9 protein-coding genes are annotated in these 17,464 nt (G+C 73.3%); 3 read left to right on the forward strand and 6 right to left on the reverse strand.

The window, feature by feature from the left end:
* Position 1 precedes the first annotated feature (1 nt).
* The 6 genes from ACIGXP_RS15340 to ACIGXP_RS15365 form a co-directional block, all read right to left on the reverse strand.
* The gene (locus tag ACIGXP_RS15340) at positions 2 to 2,212 is read right to left on the reverse strand and encodes a CDP-glycerol glycerophosphotransferase family protein (RefSeq protein ID WP_399768508.1); all 2,211 of its coding nucleotides are present in this window, start codon (positions 2,210 to 2,212) and stop codon (positions 2 to 4) included.
* 152 nt (positions 2,213 to 2,364) lie between these two features.
* Positions 2,365 to 4,602: a bifunctional glycosyltransferase family 2 protein/CDP-glycerol:glycerophosphate glycerophosphotransferase gene (locus ACIGXP_RS15345; protein WP_363213863.1), complete on the reverse strand. Its 2,238-nt coding sequence runs from the start codon at positions 4,600 to 4,602 to the stop codon at positions 2,365 to 2,367.
* Positions 4,603 to 4,759: 157 nt separating this feature from the next.
* The gene (locus ACIGXP_RS15350) at positions 4,760 to 5,599 is read right to left on the reverse strand and encodes a carbohydrate ABC transporter permease (RefSeq protein ID WP_399768510.1); all 840 of its coding nucleotides are present in this window, start codon (positions 5,597 to 5,599) and stop codon (positions 4,760 to 4,762) included.
* Positions 5,596 to 6,876, reverse strand: a complete 1,281-nt coding sequence (locus ACIGXP_RS15355) for a sugar ABC transporter permease (protein WP_363213865.1) — start codon at positions 6,874 to 6,876, stop codon at positions 5,596 to 5,598. Before ACIGXP_RS15355 ends, ACIGXP_RS15350 begins: the two co-directional genes overlap by 4 nt.
* A gap of 73 nt (positions 6,877 to 6,949) precedes the next feature.
* On the reverse strand, positions 6,950 to 8,329 hold the full coding sequence (locus ACIGXP_RS15360) for an ABC transporter substrate-binding protein (RefSeq protein ID WP_399768513.1): 1,380 nt from the start codon (positions 8,327 to 8,329) through the stop codon (positions 6,950 to 6,952).
* Positions 8,330 to 8,505: 176 nt separating this feature from the next.
* Positions 8,506 to 12,624 (reverse strand): FtsK/SpoIIIE domain-containing protein, encoded by a 4,119-nt coding sequence (locus ACIGXP_RS15365; RefSeq protein ID WP_399768515.1) that lies wholly within the window; start codon positions 12,622 to 12,624, stop codon positions 8,506 to 8,508.
* A gap of 310 nt (positions 12,625 to 12,934) precedes the next feature.
* On the opposite strand from ACIGXP_RS15365, the gene ACIGXP_RS15370 reads away from it, so the two are divergent.
* From ACIGXP_RS15370 to prfB, 3 genes are all read left to right on the forward strand, one after another.
* Complete coding sequence (locus ACIGXP_RS15370; protein WP_399768517.1) at positions 12,935 to 14,635, forward strand: serine/threonine-protein kinase; 1,701 nt, start codon at positions 12,935 to 12,937, stop codon at positions 14,633 to 14,635.
* Between the two features lie 111 nt (positions 14,636 to 14,746).
* Positions 14,747 to 15,970: a serine/threonine-protein kinase gene (locus tag ACIGXP_RS15375; protein ID WP_399768519.1), complete on the forward strand. Its 1,224-nt coding sequence runs from the start codon at positions 14,747 to 14,749 to the stop codon at positions 15,968 to 15,970.
* A gap of 361 nt (positions 15,971 to 16,331) precedes the next feature.
* Positions 16,332 to 17,438 carry a peptide chain release factor 2 gene (gene prfB / locus ACIGXP_RS15380; RefSeq protein WP_399768521.1) on the forward strand — a complete coding sequence of 369 codons (1,107 nt, stop codon included), beginning with the start codon at positions 16,332 to 16,334 and terminating at the stop codon, positions 17,436 to 17,438.
* Positions 17,439 to 17,464: the final 26 nt, after the last annotated feature.

The following is a 17,464-nucleotide window of genomic DNA, read 5'->3' on the forward strand; positions in this document are numbered from 1 at the left end:
GTCAGCTCCTCACGAGGGTCGCGGCGGCGGGGGCGGGGACGCGCTCCGCGAGCGGGATCACGGGCGGGATCGCCTCCGGCGGCTCGCCGAGCAGCACCCGCCGTACGACACGCTCGGCGGCCCGTCCGTCGTCGAAGTCGCAGAACCGCTCCCGGAACGCGGCCCGCAGCGCCCTGGCCTCCTCGCCCCCGTACGAGCCGTCGCGGAAGACCGCGGCCAGCTCCTGCGGGGTGCGCACGACGGGGCCGGGCGGCTCGGCCATCAGGTCGAAGTAGACGCCCCGCGTCTCCCGGTAGACGTCCCAGTCGTCGGCGTACACGACGATCGGCCGGTCCAGGTTGGCGTAGTCGAACATGATCGACGAGTAGTCGGTGACCAGCGCGTCCGCCGCCAGGCACACGTCCTCCGAGGAACGGTGCCCGGTGACGTCGATGACGCGGCTGATCCGGGCGGAACTCGTCATGGACCGCCGGTCGTAGAAGTAGTGGGCGCGCAGGAGTACGACGACGTCCTCGCCGGCCGCTTCGCAGAACGCCTCCAGATCCAGCCCGGGCTCGAAGCCGGTGTGGTGGTCACGGTGGGTCGGTGCGTACAGCACGGCGGTCTTGCCCTCCGGGACCCCCAGCCGCCGCCTGATCCGCGCCACGTCCTCGGCGGTCGCCGTGTAGTACACGTCGTTGCGCGGATAGCCGTACTCCAGATGCTCGTAGGAGCCGGGGAAGGCGCGCTCCCACATCTGTGTCGAGTGGCGGTTGGCGGAGAGGTTGAAGTCCCAGCGGTCCACGCGGCCCAGCAGCCGGGTGTAGCTGCCCGACTGGGCGGCCACCACCGGGTACGTCGACTGGTCCACGCCCATCGTCTTCAGCGGCGTGCCGTGCTGGGTCTGCAGATGCACGCTGCCGGGCCGCTTGACGATCCCCTCGGCGAAGTTGGCGTTGTTGATCAGGTACGTCGCGCGGGCCAGCACCTCCCAGTAGCGCCGCGAGCCGATCACCGCGTAGTCCACGTCCTTCGGCATGGCGTGCGCCTGGTCGGCCTCGACCAGGAACACCGAGCGGATGTGCGGGGCGAGTTCGCGGGCCTTGGCGTGGATCGCGGCCGGGTTGCAGGCATAACCCCGGCCCCAGTAGGCGCAGTACACGGCCAGTTGCGGGTCCAGCGGGCGGCGCAGGTCGCGGGCGTAGCGCAGCCGGGTGCGCAGCATGTGCGGACGCGGCAGCCGCTCGGCGGCCCCGGAGGCCACCCGGTTGGCGCCGCGCAGACCGCGGAACGCACCGTACGCGCCCGTGGCCAGCAGCCGGTGCTGCACGCCCAGGCTGCCGCCCGGCGGCCGGAAGCCGGCCGGCCGGTGGCGCCGGTAGAGGCGGCCCGCGCGGCGGAAGAACGCCCGGTGCCCGGACGGCAGCCGCTCGGGCCGGGACGCGGTCTTCAGCACGGGCAGGAACAGCTGCTCGAACAGCGGCCGGATCCGCTCGGCGGGCAGGGCGGCCTCGGCGGCCCGGGTCAGCACCAGGTCCACCTGGTCGAGCAGGGCGTGCTGGTGCGGCCCGGGCAGATTGAGCCGGCTGCCCTGCCGGCGCAGCCGGTGCCGTACGACGACCCGGCGCAGCACCGCGATCCGCTCGGCGGCGAGCGTGACCAGGCCGGCCCAGCCCAGGTCGGTGAAGTGGCCGTCGGGAAAGGCGAGCCGGTGCTCGGTCAGGAAGGCGCGGCAGTAGACCGCGCTCCACGCCGGCAGCTGCACACCGGTCAGCTGCGGCAGGTCGGCGGGGGCGAAGGCGTCCTGCGGAGCCCCCGCGAGCAGCGGCGCGGCCGGGTTGGCCGGCTCCCCCTCCCACCAGGGGACGCGCTCGTGCTCGGCGTAGAGCACATCCACGCCGGCGGTCTCGGTCAGCCGGGCGTCCAGCGCCGCGAGCGCGCCCGGCAGCAGCAGGTCGTCGCCGTCGAGGAACAGCACATACGCGCCGGTCGCCGCCCGCATCCCGGCATTGCGCGCCCCGCTCAGACCGGCGGACGGCGGCGAGTCGACGGGGGTCACCCGGGAGTCCCGCTGCGCGTGTCCGGCGGCCACCGCGGCGGCCGGGGAGTCGGGGGCGTCGCAGACCGGGATCAGTTGCAGATCGCCGAAGGACTGGCCGAGAACCGAGTCCAGCGCCTGGGACAGCCGGGCGGCGACCCCATGGGACGGGACGATGATGCTGAAGCGGGGCATTCTGTACTTTCTGTTGTCTTGCGGACACGTGTCCCGCGGACGACGCCGGACGCGCGACCGGGCCGCCCCGCCGGACGCCAGGTGGACGGCCGGCTCGGGGCGGGCCGCGTCGAGCCGAGGTGCAGGGGAACTCCCGCAGGGACCAACGGTGTTCAGCGCCTCTCGGTGACGGGGAGGGGACCGGAAGGTTGCGCCACGGTGGCCAGCGGAGAATGCGCGCAGGCCGACGGCACCGGGCGGCGCTCCGCGAGCGGCACCACCGGCGGCCGGTCCGTCTCGCCCAGCACCACATGCCGTACGACCCGCTCGGCGGCGCGTCCGTCGTCGTACGGGCAGAACCGCTCCCGGAACGCCGCCCGCAGCTCGGCCGAGCGCGAGCCGCGCCAGTGGCCGGTCGCGAAGATGTCGATCAGCTCGTCCTCGCTGCGCGCGACCGCGCCCGGCGGGAAGGCGCGCAGGTCGAAGTAGGTGCCGCGGGCCGCCTGGTACGCCTCCCAGTCACCGGTGTGCACCACGATCGGCCGGTCCAGGCCGGCGTAGTCGAACATGATCGACGAGTAGTCGGTGAGCAGCGCGTCCGAGGCCAGGCAGAGCGACTCCACGCTCGGGTGGTCGCCGACGTCGATGATCCGGGTGCCCGTGCCGAGCGGACCGCCGCGGGTGGGGTGGGGGCGGGCCAGGATCACGAAGCGCGGGCCGAGGCGGCGCGCGATCCGCTCCAGGTCCAGCAGCGGGCGCTGGGTGCGCCGGTGGTCGCGGAAGGTCGGCGCGTACAGGATCGCGACCGCGCCCTCCGGGATGCCCAGCGACTCGCGCAGCCGGGCCACGTCGGCCGAGGTCGCCCGCAGAAGGGCGTCGTTGCGTGGGGCGCCGTACTCCAGCGTGGTGTAGCGGCCCGGGAAGGCCCGCTCCCAGACCAGCGTCGAGTGCCGGTTGCCGGACAGGACCACGTCCCACTGGTCGACGCCGCGCAGCAGCTCGGCGAAGTCGGTGCCGCGGGCCGCAGCCGGGTGCTCCTGCAGGTCCAGGCCCATGTGCTTGAGCGGTGTCCCCTGCCGGGTCTGGATCATCACCTGCCCGCGCCGTTTGCGCAGCCGCCGGTCCAGGACGTCATCGGTGACCAGGTACCGGGAGCGGGCCAGCGCCGTCCAGTAGGCGGCCGTGCCCGGCCGCAGCCGGCGCGGCCCCGGCGGGACCGTGTGCTGGTGCTCGGGGCGGCTGATCCATGCGGTGCGGATGTGCGGGGCGTGGGTGCGGAACGCCTCCTCCAGGGCGCCCGGGTCGCCGCCGTGGCCGCGGCCCGCGCCGGAGGCGAACACCGCCCGGTCGGCGCGGACGGGCAGCCGCAGCTGGATCCGGTAGTGCAGCCGCAGCGCGCCGGTGCGCACGGCGCGGGCCAGCTTCACCGCCGCCTTCAGTGTGCGACGGCACCCGGCCGAGGACAGCTGCAGCGCCCGGAACGTGCGGTGCAGGCCGAAGCGGACCAGGATGTTCCGGCGTCGCATCCGGGTGCCGGGGACGCCGTGGCGGCGGTAGTGGGCGCGGGCCCGGCGCAGGAACTCACCGTGGCTGCCGCGCGGCAGCCGGCCCCGCTTGGTGAACACCGTCGCGTAGTGGTCGATCATGCGGCGGAACAACTCCGGCCGCCACCGGGCGAGTTCGGGCCGCCCCTCGATGTAGGCGAACACCCGGTCGTACTGCTCGAACAGATCGAAGTGCTTGCGGCTGGTGGTGCCGAGGATGCTGCCCTGCCGGCGCTGCCGGTAGTGCACGCACACCCGGTCGAGCGTGGCGATCGACTCCGCCGTCATCAGCACCGGGAAGGTCCAGGGGGTGTCCTCGTAGTAGCCCGGCGGGAAGGCGAAGCCGTTGTCCTCGACGAACTCCCGCCGGTAGGCCTTGTTCCAGGCCACCATCAGCACCCTGATCAGCCCCGGCCGGTCCTCCAGGCGGAACGGCGCCGGGCCCTGCTCGGTGAGCTGGGCGGTGAGCTGGTTGCGCACCGTCCGGCCGTCCCAGTACGTGCGCGCGTAGTCGTACACCAGGACGTCCGGCTCGCCCGACTCCTTGATCCGGTCGGCGATCGCGCGCAGTGCGTCCGGGGTCAGTGTGTCGTCGCTGTCCAGGAAGACCAGGTAGTCGCCGCTCGCCTCGGCCATCCCCGCGTTCCGGGCCCGCCCGAGCCCCTGGTTCTCGGCCAGGTGCACGGGCCGCACGCGCGCGTCGCGGGCCGCGTACTCGTCGATGATCGCCCCGCAGGCGTCCGGGGAGCAGTCGTCCACGGCGATCAGTTCCAGATCGGGGTACGACTGCGAGAGCACCGAGTCCAGGCACTCGGAGAGATACGCCTGGACCTTGTACGCGGGGACAATGACACTGAACCTGGGCAAGGGACATCCAAGGGTCGTCGGTCGGCGCGAGGGTTCTGACCGGAAACGGCCGATGGAGTGAATTGGTTACGGTTCGTACGGCATGTGGGGGACATACGGTGAACGCCAAGGGGCGGGCCGCTGAAGACCCGCCCCTTGAAAAGGGTCGCTCGTGCGACTACTTGACCGCGCCCGCCATCACCCCGGACACGAACTGCCGCTGGAACGCGAAGAACACGGCCAGCGGGATCACCATGGAGATGAACGCGCCCGGCGCCAGCACGTCGATGTTGTTGCCGAACTGCCGTACCTGCGTCTGCAGCGCCATCGTGATCGGCTGGGTGCCCGACTTGGTGAACACCAGCGCGACCAGCATGTCGTTCCACACCCACAGGAACTGGAAGATGCCGAGGCTCGCGATCGCGGGCCCGCCCAGCGGCATCACCACCCGCGCGAACAGCCTCAGTTCACCGGCGCCGTCCAGCCGGGCCGCCTCCAGCAGCTCGCGCGGGATCTCCGCGAAGAAGTTCCGCAGCAGGAACACCGCGAACGGCAGACCGAAGCCGGTGTGGAACAGGACCACCCCGAGGATCGACCCGAACAGGCCGATCCTCCCGAACAGTTCGGCGATCGGGATCAGCGCCACCTGCACCGGCACCACCAGCAGACTCACCACGCCCAGGAACCACCAGTCCCGGCCGGGGAACTCCATCCACGCGAACGCGTAGCCCGCGAGCGCGCCGATCACGACGACCAGCAGGGTCGCCGGGACCGTGATCAGCACGGTGTTCAGCAGAGAGCTGGTGATGTCGCTGTTCTCCAGCAGCTTCCGGTAGCTCTCGAAGGTGAGCTGGGACGGCTTGGAGAACACCGTCCACCAGCCGCTCGCGCTCATGTCCTCGGGCGCCCGCAGCGAGGAGATGAGCAGCCCGATCGTCGGCACCAGCCAGAACAGGCCCACGACGATCAGGAACACGCGGACCAGACCACCATTGATCTTCTCCAGCAGCCAGGTCATCGCCGCACCTCCCGCCTCAGCCGACGGATGTTGAACGCCATCACCGGGATCACCAGCACGAGCAGCAGCACCGCGATCGCGCTCGCCACGCCCGGCTGGTCCTCCGCGAAGCCCTTGCGGTACAGCTCCAGGGCGAGCACGTTCGCGTCGTCCTGGGAGGAGCCCGGCGCGATGATGTAGACGAGGTCGAACACCTTCAGCACATTGATCATCAGCGTCACGGTGACCACCGCGAGGACCGGTGCGAGCAGCGGCACGGTGACCTTGCGGAACACCTGCCACTCGGTGGCACCGTCCACCCGCGCCGCCTCCAGCAGCTCCCGGGGCACGCCCGCGAGCCCGGCCGCGATCAGCACCATCGCGAAGCCCGCCCACATCCACACGTACGCCCCGACGACCGCCGGGGTGACCAGCGCCGGGCCGAGCCACTCGACACCGTTGTACGGCTCCCGGAAGTTGCTCGCGGGCAGCCGCAGGCGCGCGCCGTCGGCGGAGGCCGGCAGCGTGAAGGTGCCGTCGCCGGCCGCCTTCGTGGAGGCGACGACCTTGCCGTCCTTCACCGCCTCGATCCGCATCCCGGCGTACCCCAGCTCGGACGGGTCGGGTGCGCCGAGCCGTCCCACGCCCTTGCCGCGCGTGAAGTCCTGCCACGTGGTGCCGGTGATCCTCCCCGGCTCCGGCCTGGCGGCGACGGCCTTCTTCGCGCCGTCCGGCATCCGGTCCGGGGCGACGCCGACGAGGGGAAGGGTCACCGTCTGCCCGGCATGGACGGTTGTCCTGGTGAGGAAACCGCCCCCCTGTGCCACGAGCGGTGACTCGCGGCCCGGGTGCGCCTTCGGGAACGCCGACGACTGGGCGAAGGTGTCGTGGACCCCCACCCACACCGCGTTCGCGACCCCCTTGTGCGGATCCTGGTCGTACACCAGCCGGAAGATGATCCCCGCCGCCAGCATCGAGATCGCCATCGGCATGAAGACGACCAGCTTGAACGCCGTCCCCCAGCGCACCCGTTCCGTCAGCACCGCGAAGACCAGACCGAGCGCGGTGGAGACCGTGGGCGCGAACACCACCCAGATCACGTTGTTCTTCAGGGCGGTGCGGATGCCGTCGTCGGTGAAGAGGGTCTTGTAGTTGTCGACGCCGGAGAAACCGTCGCCATGGGCGTTGTAGAAGCTGCGGACGAGCGAGTACCCGATCGGGTAGACCACGAGCGCGCCGAGCAGCACCAGGGCGGGCAGCAGGAACAGGGCTGCCACCGTCCTGCGGGTGCCGGTCACGCTCCTACGGCTGCGGGGCGCGGCGGGACCCGGTGAGGCCCCGGCCGCCGTTGCCGCCGACGCCATCGCCGGCTCAGCTCCCGCTTCCGTACGCGGCCGCCGCGTCCTTCTCCAGCTTCGCCTGGGTGCCCGCCACGTCCGCCGGGTTCTTCAGGAAGTCCTGCAAGTCCTTCCACTCACCCTTGCCCGGGGTGCCGCCGAAGGCCTGCGGGGCCTGGTCGGACATGTCGAAGCGGAAGTCGTCGCCGGACGCGATCAGCGCCTTGGCGATCTTCTGCTGCACCGCGTTCGGATACGCCGAGATCTGCACGTTCTTGTTCGGCGAGAGATAGCCGCCGAGCTTCGCCTGGATGGTCGCCGCGTCCGGGGAGGCGAGGAAGGTGACCAGGGCCTGGGCCGCCTTGGAGTCCTTGAGGATCACCGCCGCGTCGCCGCCGGAGACCACCGGCGCGGTCGAGCCGACGGCAGGGAACGGGAACACCTTCGCGTCCGTGCCCACCTTCGCCTTGGTCTCACCGATGTTGACCTGCACGAAGTCACCCTCGTAGACCATCGCGGACTTCGGCTGGTCGCCGCCGGTGAAGGTCTGGGTGACCGACGCCGGGAACTCCGTCTGCAGCGCGCCGCCCTGGCCGCCCGCGAGGTAGTCCTTCTTTCCCCAGATCTGCGCCAGCGTCGTCAGCGCCTGCTTGACCGAGGGATCCGTCCACTTGATCTTGTGCTGGGCGAGCTGGTCGTACTTCTCCGGGCCCGCCTGGGACAGATAGACGTTCTCGAACCAGTCCGTCAGCGGCCAGCCGTCCGCGCCGGCCACCGAGAACGGCGTCACCCCGGAGTCGTACACCGCCCGCGCCGTGCCCAGCAGGTCCTTCCAGGTCTTCGGCTCCTTGGCGTTCGCGTTCTCGAAGACCTTGGCGTTGTACCAGATCAGCGACTTGTTGGCGGCCTTGTAGTACACGCCGTACTGCTTGCCGCCGACCTTGCCGATGTCCTGCCAGCCCTGCGAGTAGTTCTTCTGCAGCTCCTTCACGGCCTCCGGCCCGAGCGGCTTGGCCCAGCCCCGCTGCACGGCCTGCTTGATGGCGCCGGGCTGCGGCAGCAGCGCCACGTCCGGCGGCTGGCCGCCCGCGATCTTGGAGCCGAGGAAGTTGATGATCGGGTCCTGCGCGGGCACGAAGGTGACCTTCGCGCCGGTGCGCCTCTCGAACTCGGCCAGTACCTGCTTGAAGTTCTTCTGCTCCTGACCGGTCCAGACGGCGGCGATCTCCAGGTTCGCGCCGTTCAGCTTCGGCAGGGTGACGGTGGAGCCGGTGGCCCCGCCGGTCTGCTCCCCGCTGCCCTTCCTGTCGTTGTCACTGCTGGAGCAGGCACTCAGCGCGAGGGCTCCGGCCAGCAGCGCGGCGAGTGCGGTGACGGTCCTGTGGGTCCGGATGGTGCTGCTCTTGCTGCGCATCACTTCCCCGTTCGTCGTTCTTCGTTGAACGTCAGAACTCTGTCCGTGCGCTCCGGTGTACGCCGCGCCGCACAAGGGCGGCAAGAGCGCCTGCGCCGTCCGGCGGCTCATCGTGACCGGCTCGTGATCGGGGAGGCATGCGCATACGGTTCGGGCTGGGTCCGTTCAGAGCAGGCTCAGAGCAGTGAGGGCACCTGAGCCGCGGACACCTCGCGCGCCGCCCGCTGCACCGCGCTCGCCAGCAGGGCCAGGTCGGTGGGGCCGTTGCCCAGCTCCCGCACGGGCCGGCGGGCCGGCGGGTCGCCCATGCGCTGCCAGTCCAGCGGGACGACCGTGGGCCGCTGGGTCGCGGTACGCGGGATACGGCCCGTTACCCGGCCGCCCTGGAAACCGACGACCCGCCCGTCCGCGTACGCCAACCGTCCACGCCCCGGCGCCGGTTCGTCCGGCCCCTGGTTCACGGTCTCCAGCACGACCCGCAAGGCGGCCCGCCGCGCGGGCTCGGTCTCCGCCGTACGACCGCCCGTCCCGGCCGCCGCCACCAGATGCACCCCCAGCCGTTCGCCCTCCCGGGCCACCGCCTCCAGCGCCCGCAGCACCGACCCGGCGGCGGGCCGGCCCGGCGAGCCGAGCGGGGGCGAGACCAGCGCGTCCAGGTCGTCGACGACGACCACGAGCCGCGGCAGCGGCGGTGCGGCCTCGGCCTGCTGCCGCGCGGCCGCACCCGGGCGCAGCCGCAGGGTGGAGCTGGGCGGCGCCTCTATGTCACCGTTCGGGGCCGTGCGCTGCGCCACCATCCGGCCCGACACCGCACGCCCCGTGTGCCACTGCGTGAAGTCCGTCCGGCCCAGCAGCTCCGCCCGCCGCTTCAGCTCCGAGGTCAGCGACTGGGCGAACTCCCGCATCCGAACGGGGTCGTTGGCGATGAGATGCGTGGTGACGTGCGGTATGTCGGTGCACACCCGCAACCCCTCACCTCGCCCCGCGCCCGCTCCCACCCCGTCCCGCCCGTCGATCAGCACCACGCCCAGCCGGTCCGGCCGCTCGGCGGCGGCCAGCGAGGCCACCACGGCCCGCAGCAACTCCGTACGACCACTGCCGGCCGGTCCCTCGATCAGCAGATGCGGCCCCTCGGCGACGAGATCGGCGGTGACCGGCCCGCGCGGCCCGGCACCCAGCACGGCGCGCGCCCGTCCGCCCGGCGCCTGGGTGTCGTCCGCCGCGTCCGCCCAGCGCGCCATCAGCGACGCCGGGGTGGCGCGGGCCAGCCCCAGCTCGTCCAGCAGCCGCGCCGACTGCGGCAACGGAGTCGCCACGCGGGTGTCCCGCTCGCCGGCCGGGCCGTCCGGACGCAGCGGCGCCAGTGCCCGCGCGAACCGCTCCGCCCAGGCGGGGGAGACGGCGTCGACGACGGCCGGCGAGCCCGGTCCGACGGGCCCGCTCGGCGCCACCCGCATCAGCTGCAGCGCCGTGGCGACATCGCCGCTGAGCAGTGCCACGGCACCGCAGTGCCGGAACGTCGGCGTCACCGCGCACGCGGCCTCGTACGTCAGTGTCACGGGGGAGGCGGGCGAGGCGGGCTCGGTCTCCGCCAGACACACCACATGGATCCCGGCCCGCGGCCCGGCCACGGCCAGCCGCGCCACGGTCTCCCGCAGCGCGGCCCCTCCCGGGTCTCCGTCCACGACGACGACGGTGTACGGCCCGGGGAACCCGCTCACTCGGCCGACTTCGCCGTCCTCCCTGGCCCAGGAGGGGCGACGGGCGGGGGAGCCGTCGGCGGGCTGCGGGGTGGCGGCGGTGGCCGCTCCGGTGGGGTGCGCGGAAGTGTGGGAGGCGGGAGTGGTGGAGCTTCGGCCGGGGGTGGAGCCGGCCCGGTGTCCGGGGGTGCTCCCCTGGGCGGCGGTGCCGGGACGGCCGTACAGAGGCCCCGGGGCGGGGACTCCGGGGTGGTCGGGGCCCGCTTCGGGGAGGGGCCCGCCGAAGGGGCCGGCCGTGGCGCCGGGGCCGCCGGACGGGAGCCCCTTACCGGGGGCGGCCGGCGTACCGGGGTGCGCGGTGGCACTGTCCGGGTGCCCGGAGACGGGCCGGCCGGGGTGGCTGCCCTGGGCCGGCGCGCTGCCGGGGGCGCCCGGGGTTGCGGCACCGGTACCGGCTCCGTACGTGGCCGCACCCGACGGGTTGGTGTGTGCGGAGGTGTTGCTGGGGTCGGTGGTCGAGGCCTGGGTGCCGGTGCCGGGTGTGTGGGTGGTGGGGGCGGTGGCAGCTGGGCGGGGGCCGGGCGTGGCCGGGTCGGACGGGGCGTGGTGTATGGCGGTGTGGGAGGTGTTGCGGGGGTCGGTGGTCGAGGCCTGCGTGCCGGTGCCGGTGCCGGTGCCGGGTGCGTGGGTGCTGGGGGCGGCGGCGGCCGGGCCCAAGCCGGGTGTGGCCGGGGCGGCGGGGTCGTCGGGGGTGAGGGCGCCCGGCACCGTGCCCGCTGGGGTGCCGGGGGCCGGGACACGGGGCGGGGCGGGGTGGGCCGCGCTTCTGCCGGTCACCGCGTGGTCCTCCACCCGGCGCAGCAGTTCCTCCGCGCGCGCCGCCGCCTGTTCGCGGTCGTAGGCGAGCAGCAGCCGGCAGTCCTGGCCGTGGCCCGGCCGGACGTGCGGGAGCCAGCCGAGCCAGGACCACTCGGCCGTGCGTTCCTCCACGGGACGGGCGCGGTCGGCGCTGATCAGCACGATCTCCAGCAGGTCGGGAGAGTGCAGCGCGGCCAGCTGCGCCAGCACCGAGCGGGCCAGCCCGGACAGCCGGGGGCGTGGACCGGCCAGACCCAGGGCGCCCGCCTCGCGCAGCGCCGCCGTCACGGGCACCGCGGGCAGCAGCCCGGAGCCGTCCGGCGCGCTGCGGTCGGCCGTGCCGAGCCGCACGGTCAGCGCCTCCGCGTGGTCCGGCCCCCGCTCCCACAGCCGGGGCCCGGGACCGAGCGCCGTCAGCAGCAGCGCGGCGGGGTCCGGCCAGGTCTCCGGCTGCTGCGGTGCCGGGTCCGCCGGGACGGAGTCCGCACGGGAGGCGGTGCCGTCGTACGTCCCGGGTCCCACGGGCTGCTCCCCGCGCCCGCCGGTCAGCTTGCGCGCCCAGGCGCCGAGCCCGCGCCGCCGCGCGCCCGGGGAGATGCCGCTGCCCCTGGCAGGGGTGCTTCCACGACCCTGCGCCCGCGGATCCCGGACGGGTTCCGGCTCACGGCCGGCGGGCCCGTATTCGGCCGCACCCGTGTACGGCTCACCGGCCACCGGGCTCGGTCCGCCGACCCCGAAGCGCCCGGCGTGCGTGTCCCCGCCGCTCCGCCTCTCGATCCGCGGCGCCCCGCCCTGCCCCGGCACCACCCCCGGTTCCCGCCACCGGTGCTCCGGCCCCTCGCCCCCCGAGGCCCCCCACCCCACAGCGCCATAACCGTGCTGTCCGGAGCCGACCGGCCCCCCGGACACCCCTCCGGCACCTGGGAACGCCTCACCGGCCCCCTCCGCAGCCGCCGACGGCGCTGGCCCTCCGCCGGGGCCACCCGCACCCGGAGGCGAAACCCGCCCGGGTGGTGCTGGTGGGAACCCGGATCCGGAGCCGGACCCCGACGCACCCGCACCCGCACCCGGCACCTCGTCCCGAACGACCCGGACGCACCCTTCCCCGTCCGGTACGACCCGCAGCCCGGTCCCCTCGGACGGAGCAACCCGCAGCGCCGACTCCCCGATCCGCAACAGGCCCCCGGCCGGGAACCGCACCGGATGCGAGTCCACCCGCACCCCGTCCAGCGCCGTACCGTTCGTGGAGCCGAGGTCGGCGACCGCGACGCGTCCGTCCGCGCCGACGGTGACCGCGCAGTGCAGCCGGGACACGTCGGGGTCGTCCAGCGGTACGTCCGCGTCGGCCGAGCGGCCCACGGTGATCCGGCCGCCGTGCAGCAGATGGACCCCGCCCGCGTCGGGGCCCGCGACGACATGCAGCTGGGTCGGCGCGTCGGCCGGTTCGGGATGCGGCTCGGCGACCGCCGGGGCGCCCAGGGACAGCACGGCGCCGTCGACCAGCGGGGGCTCGCCGAGGGTGCAGCGGCGCGGGTCGAGCCGTTCCGTACCGGCGTACAGCACGACAGTCGCGTTGGAGGCGTCGCGGCCCTCCCCGGTGACCGCCCCGGCCAGCGCCGAGGCGACCGCGGACAGGTCCGTGCCCGTGGGCGCCGTGACCAGCACGTCGCGGCTCGCGGCGCGGCCCCGCTGCGGGGACGCGCCCAGCGGGTCTACGACGGTCAGCCGGATCTGCATCCCCACCCCACACGAGCACGTCGGCCAGTACTGGAAGGCATCCTCGCACCTGCCACTGACAGCTCGCCGGGCACCCGGTAACAAGTGATCTTGATTGGTCGCCTCTGCCCCCAAAAGTGCCTGACCATGAGGGTGCGGGCGATCACTTGAGATCGGTCACGTCTGTTTCCGGCAACCAGTGGACCGGGACGTGCGTCTTTCCGTCGAGCACCTGGCGCCCTCCAGGGCGGCACTACAGTGGGTCGGACAACCGGAATGACAACCGGAATGCAGGCAAGCAAGCATCAGCAAGCAGCAGGGAGCGCGTGACGTGCGGCCAGTCGGCAGCAAGTACCTGCTTGAGGAGCCGCTCGGGCGCGGCGCCACAGGCACCGTCTGGCGTGCCCGCCAGCGCGAGACCGCGGGCGCCGAGGCGGCCGTACCCGGGCAGCCCGGCGAGACGGTCGCGATCAAGGTCCTCAAGGAGGAGCTGGCGAGCGATCCGGACATCGTGATGCGCTTCCTGCGCGAGCGCTCCGTCCTGCTCCGCCTCACCCACCCGAACATCGTCCGGGTCCGCGACCTGGTCGTCGAGGGCGATCTGCTGGCGCTGGTCATGGACCTCGTCGACGGCCCCGACCTGCACCGCTACCTGCGCGAGAACGGCGCCCTCACCCCGGTCGCCGCCGCGCTGATGACCGCGCAGATCGCCGACGCGCTCGCCGCGAGCCACGCCGACGGCGTCGTCCACCGTGACCTGAAGCCCGCCAACGTCCTGCTAGAGCAGCACGAGGGCCGGATGCACCCGATGCTGACCGACTTCGGCATCGCCCGCCTCGCCGACTCCCCGGGCCTGACCCGCACCCAGGAGTTCGTCGGCACGCCCGCGTACGTGGCACCGGAGTCCGCCGAGGGCCGCCCGCAGACCTCCGCCGTGGACATCTACGGGGCCGGCATCCTGCTGTACGAGCTGGTGACCGGACGCCCGCCGTTCGCCGGCAGCACCGCCCTGGAGGTCCTGCACCAGCACCTGAGCGCCGAGCCGCGCCGCCCCTCCACCGTCCCGGACCCGCTGTGGACGGTCATAGAGCGCTGCCTGCGCAAGAACCCGGAGGAACGGCCGAGTGCCGAGAACCTCGCGCGGGGCCTCAGGGTCGTCGCCGAGGGCATCGGTGTGCACGCCAACGCCGCGCAGATCGCCGCGGCCGAGGGTGTCGGCGCGCTGCTCGCGCCGGACCCGGAACCTGCCGCCGTCCCGGGTGTGCCCGGCGCCGCCGACCCCACCCAGGTACTGCCGAACACCGGCCCGCAGGGGTCGTACGACCCGAACGCCGCGACCAGTTTCCTGCCGCACACCGGCGGCCCCGCCGGCGCGGCCGACCCCACCGCCGTCCTGCCGAACACGGGCGCGGCGGACCCGACGGCGGTGCTGCCGAACGCGGGACCGCAGGGGCAGCAGCCCGAGCAGCCGCACCCCTGGCAGAGTCAGCTGCGCGCCGCCCGCGACCGCAACGAGCAGACGCAGATCCAGTACCTGTCCCCGGAGGACGATCCGCTGCGCCACCGGCCCCAGCGGCAGGTCGCCCGGCCCCAGCAGCAGCCGCGCCCGGCCCCGCAGGCCCGCCCGCAGCAGCCGCAGCAGCGCGGCGGGCAGCAACGGTACCAGCAGGGGTACGGCTATGCGCCCCAGCAGCCGCAACAGGCCCACCAGCCTCAGCAGTACGCCCCGCCGCCGCAGCAGCCGCAGCGGTACGCGCCGCCCGCGCCGGAGCCGCAACGGCCCGCGCGCGAGCCCCGCGCGCCGCGGCAGCGCAGTGCCAACCCCATGAAGATCCCGGGACTCGGCTGTCTGAAGGGCTGTCTGTTCACGATCGTCATCCTGGTCGTGGCGAGCTGGCTGATCTACGAGCTGACCCCGCTGCACACCTGGGTCGGCCAGGGCAGGAGCTATTGGCACGAGCTGACCCACTGGATCGGCCAGGCCGGCCGCTGGGTCAAGGACCTGGGCGGTTCGTCCGGCAGCGCCAACTGATCACAGGCTTGTGGATTTGTCGACATCTGACGGGTGATTTCCGTCTCCGCGGTGAAGGTTGGCTCATCGGACGCGTAGTTTTAGCGACAACACGCGTCTGTAGGAGCAGTCTTGGCACGGAAGATCGGCAGCCGGTACACCGCGAACCAGATCCTGGGGCGGGGCAGCGCCGGCACGGTGTGGCTGGGCGAGGGTCCGGAGGGGCCCGTCGCCGTCAAGCTGCTGCGTGAGGACCTCGCCTCCGACCAGGAGCTCGTCGGACGCTTCGTCCACGAGCGCACCGCGCTGCTCGGTCTGGAGCACCCGCACATCGTCACCGTGCGGGACCTGGTGGTCGACGGCAACGACCTGGCCCTGGTCATGGACCTCGTGCGCGGCACCGACCTGCGCACCCGCCTGGAGCGCGAGCGGCGGCTGGCCCCCGAGGCGGCCGTGGCGATCGTCGCCGACATCGCCGACGCGCTGGCGGCGGCCCACGCGGCCGGGATCGTGCACCGGGACGTGAAGCCCGAGAACGTCCTGCTGGACATGCAGGGCCCGCTCGGCCCCGGCGGCGCCCACCCGGCGCTGCTCACCGACTTCGGCGTCGCCAAGCTGATCGACTCGCCGAAGCGGACCCGGACCACGAAGATCATCGGTACGCCGGACTACCTGGCCCCGGAGATCGTCGAGGGTCTGCCGCCGCGCGCGGCCGTGGACATCTACGCCCTCGCGACCGTCCTGTACGAGCTGCTGGCCGGGTTCACCCCCTTCGGCGGCGGCCACCCCGGCGCGGTGCTGCGGCGCCACGTCACCGAGACCGTCGTACCGCTGCCCGGAATTCCAGAAGAGCTGTGGCAGCTGATCGTGCAGTGCCTGGCCAAGGCGCCCGCGTCCCGGCTGCGCGCCTCGGAGCTGGCGGCGCGGTTGCGCGAGCAGCTGCCGACGCTGGCGGGGATGCCACCGCTGGACGTGGACGAGCCGGACCTCTCCGAGGAGGCCGCCGAGGAGCCCCTGCCGTCGGCTCCGCCGGGTGAGCCGGTACGGCGTCGGGGGGCCGTGTCCCTCGTCCCCGGGGCCAAACCGGACTCCAACCGGGACACGCACACGTCGATGCGGGTGCCGGCGCCGGACGAGCTGGCGGGGGGCGCGCACGGTACGGCTCGCGCTCCTCGGGCGGCCGGTACGCCCAGGCCCGGCTCGGCCCGCCACCGCGCGGCGGTACGGCGGCGCAGGGTGACGCTGGGAGTGGCCGGGGTGGTCCTGGCGGCCGTGGTGGGCGTCGGCGCGTGGTGGGCGTCGGCCGACGGCAGCTCCGAGAAGCCCTCCGACACCCACAGCACGTCGACCCCCTGACCCACCCAGGGGGCTCCGCCCCCTGGACCCCCTTTCCCACCCACCCACCCGTCTCGGTCGGCTGAGCAGCCCCCCAGCCCAGCTGCCCCTCGGCCGATCAAGAAACGCCCCCGGGCCGCCCCACAGCCCCACCCCGCCCCGTTCTGCCCCATCCGGCCCCGGCCGCTGCCGCACCCCACCCCACCCGGTTCCGCCCCACCGTCCCCGTCTCACCCAGCCCAGCCCGGCCGAGGCGGGTGGGTGGTTGGGAAGCGGGGGGCTGGGGGCGGAGACCCCAGGGCGGTGGGGGGCGGTGCCGGGCATGCCGTCGGCTGCGACACACTCGACCCTCGCCGCTCGGCGGAGCCGTTACGCTGGAACCGTGGCAGTCGTCGATGTATCCGAAGAGCTGAAGTCCCTCTCCTCGACCATGGAGTCGATCGAGGCCGTCCTGGACCTCGACAGGATGAGGGCAGACATCGCCGTGCTCGAGGAGCAGGCGGCCGCGCCGTCCCTCTGGGACAACCCGGACGAGGCGCAGAAGATCACCAGCAAGCTCTCCCACCTCCAGGCCGAGGTCAGGAAGGCGGAGGCGCTGCGCGGCCGGATCGACGATCTCGCCGTCCTCTTCGAGATGGCCGAGGAGGAGGACGACCCGGACACCCGCGCCGAGGCCGAGTCCGAGCTGGCCGCGGTGAGGAAGTCGCTGGACGAGATGGAGGTCCGCACCCTCCTGTCCGGCGAGTACGACGCCCGTGAGGCGCTCGTCAACATCCGCGCCGAGGCCGGTGGCGTCGACGCCGCCGACTTCGCCGAGAAGCTGCAGCGCATGTACCTGCGCTGGGCCGAGCAGCGCGGCTACAAGACCGAGCTCATCGAGACGTCGTACGCCGAAGAGGCCGGCATCAAGTCGACCACCTTCTCCGTGCAGGCGCCGTACGCCTACGGCACCCTCTCCGTCGAGCAGGGCACGCACCGCCTCGTGCGGATCTCGCCCTTCGACAACCAGGGCCGCCGCCAGACCTCCTTCGCGGGCGTCGAGGTGCTGCCCGTCGTCGAGCAGTCCGACCACGTCGAGATCGACGAGAGCGATCTCCGGATCGACGTCTACCGCTCCTCCGGGCCCGGTGGTCAGGGCGTGAACACCACCGACTCGGCGGTGCGCATCACCCACCTCCCCACCGGCATCGTCGTCTCCTGTCAGAACGAGCGCTCGCAGATCCAGAACAAGGCCACGGCGATGAACGTCCTCCAGGCCAAGCTGCTGGAGCGCCGCCGGCAGGAGGAGCAGGCCAAGATGGACGCCCTCAAGGGCGACGGCGGCAACTCCTGGGGCAACCAGATGCGTTCCTATGTGTTGCACCCGTACCAGATGGTCAAGGACCTGCGGACCGAGTTCGAGGTCGGCAACCCCGAGGCCGTGTTCAACGGCGAGATCGACGGCTTCCTGGAGGCCGGTATTCGCTGGCGCAAGCAGCAAGAGAAGTAACTTTGTCGACAAGACAACCGGCCTGA

This window comes from Streptomyces sp. NPDC053069 (assembly GCF_044546895.1).
GTDB lineage: Bacteria > Actinomycetota > Actinomycetes > Streptomycetales > Streptomycetaceae > Streptomyces.

Excerpts from the sequence above, each read along its gene's own strand:
- ACIGXP_RS15360 (WP_399768513.1), bottom strand. The coding sequence starts at position 8,329 with ATGCGCAGCAAGAGCAGCACCATCCGGACCCACAGGACCGTCACCGCA.
- ACIGXP_RS15340 (WP_399768508.1), bottom strand. The coding sequence starts at position 2,212 with ATGCCCCGCTTCAGCATCATCGTCCCGTCCCATGGGGTCGCCGCCCGG.
- ACIGXP_RS15365 (WP_399768515.1), bottom strand. The coding sequence starts at position 12,624 with ATGCAGATCCGGCTGACCGTCGTAGACCCGCTGGGCGCGTCCCCGCAG.
- ACIGXP_RS15350 (WP_399768510.1), bottom strand. The coding sequence starts at position 5,599 with ATGACCTGGCTGCTGGAGAAGATCAATGGTGGTCTGGTCCGCGTGTTC.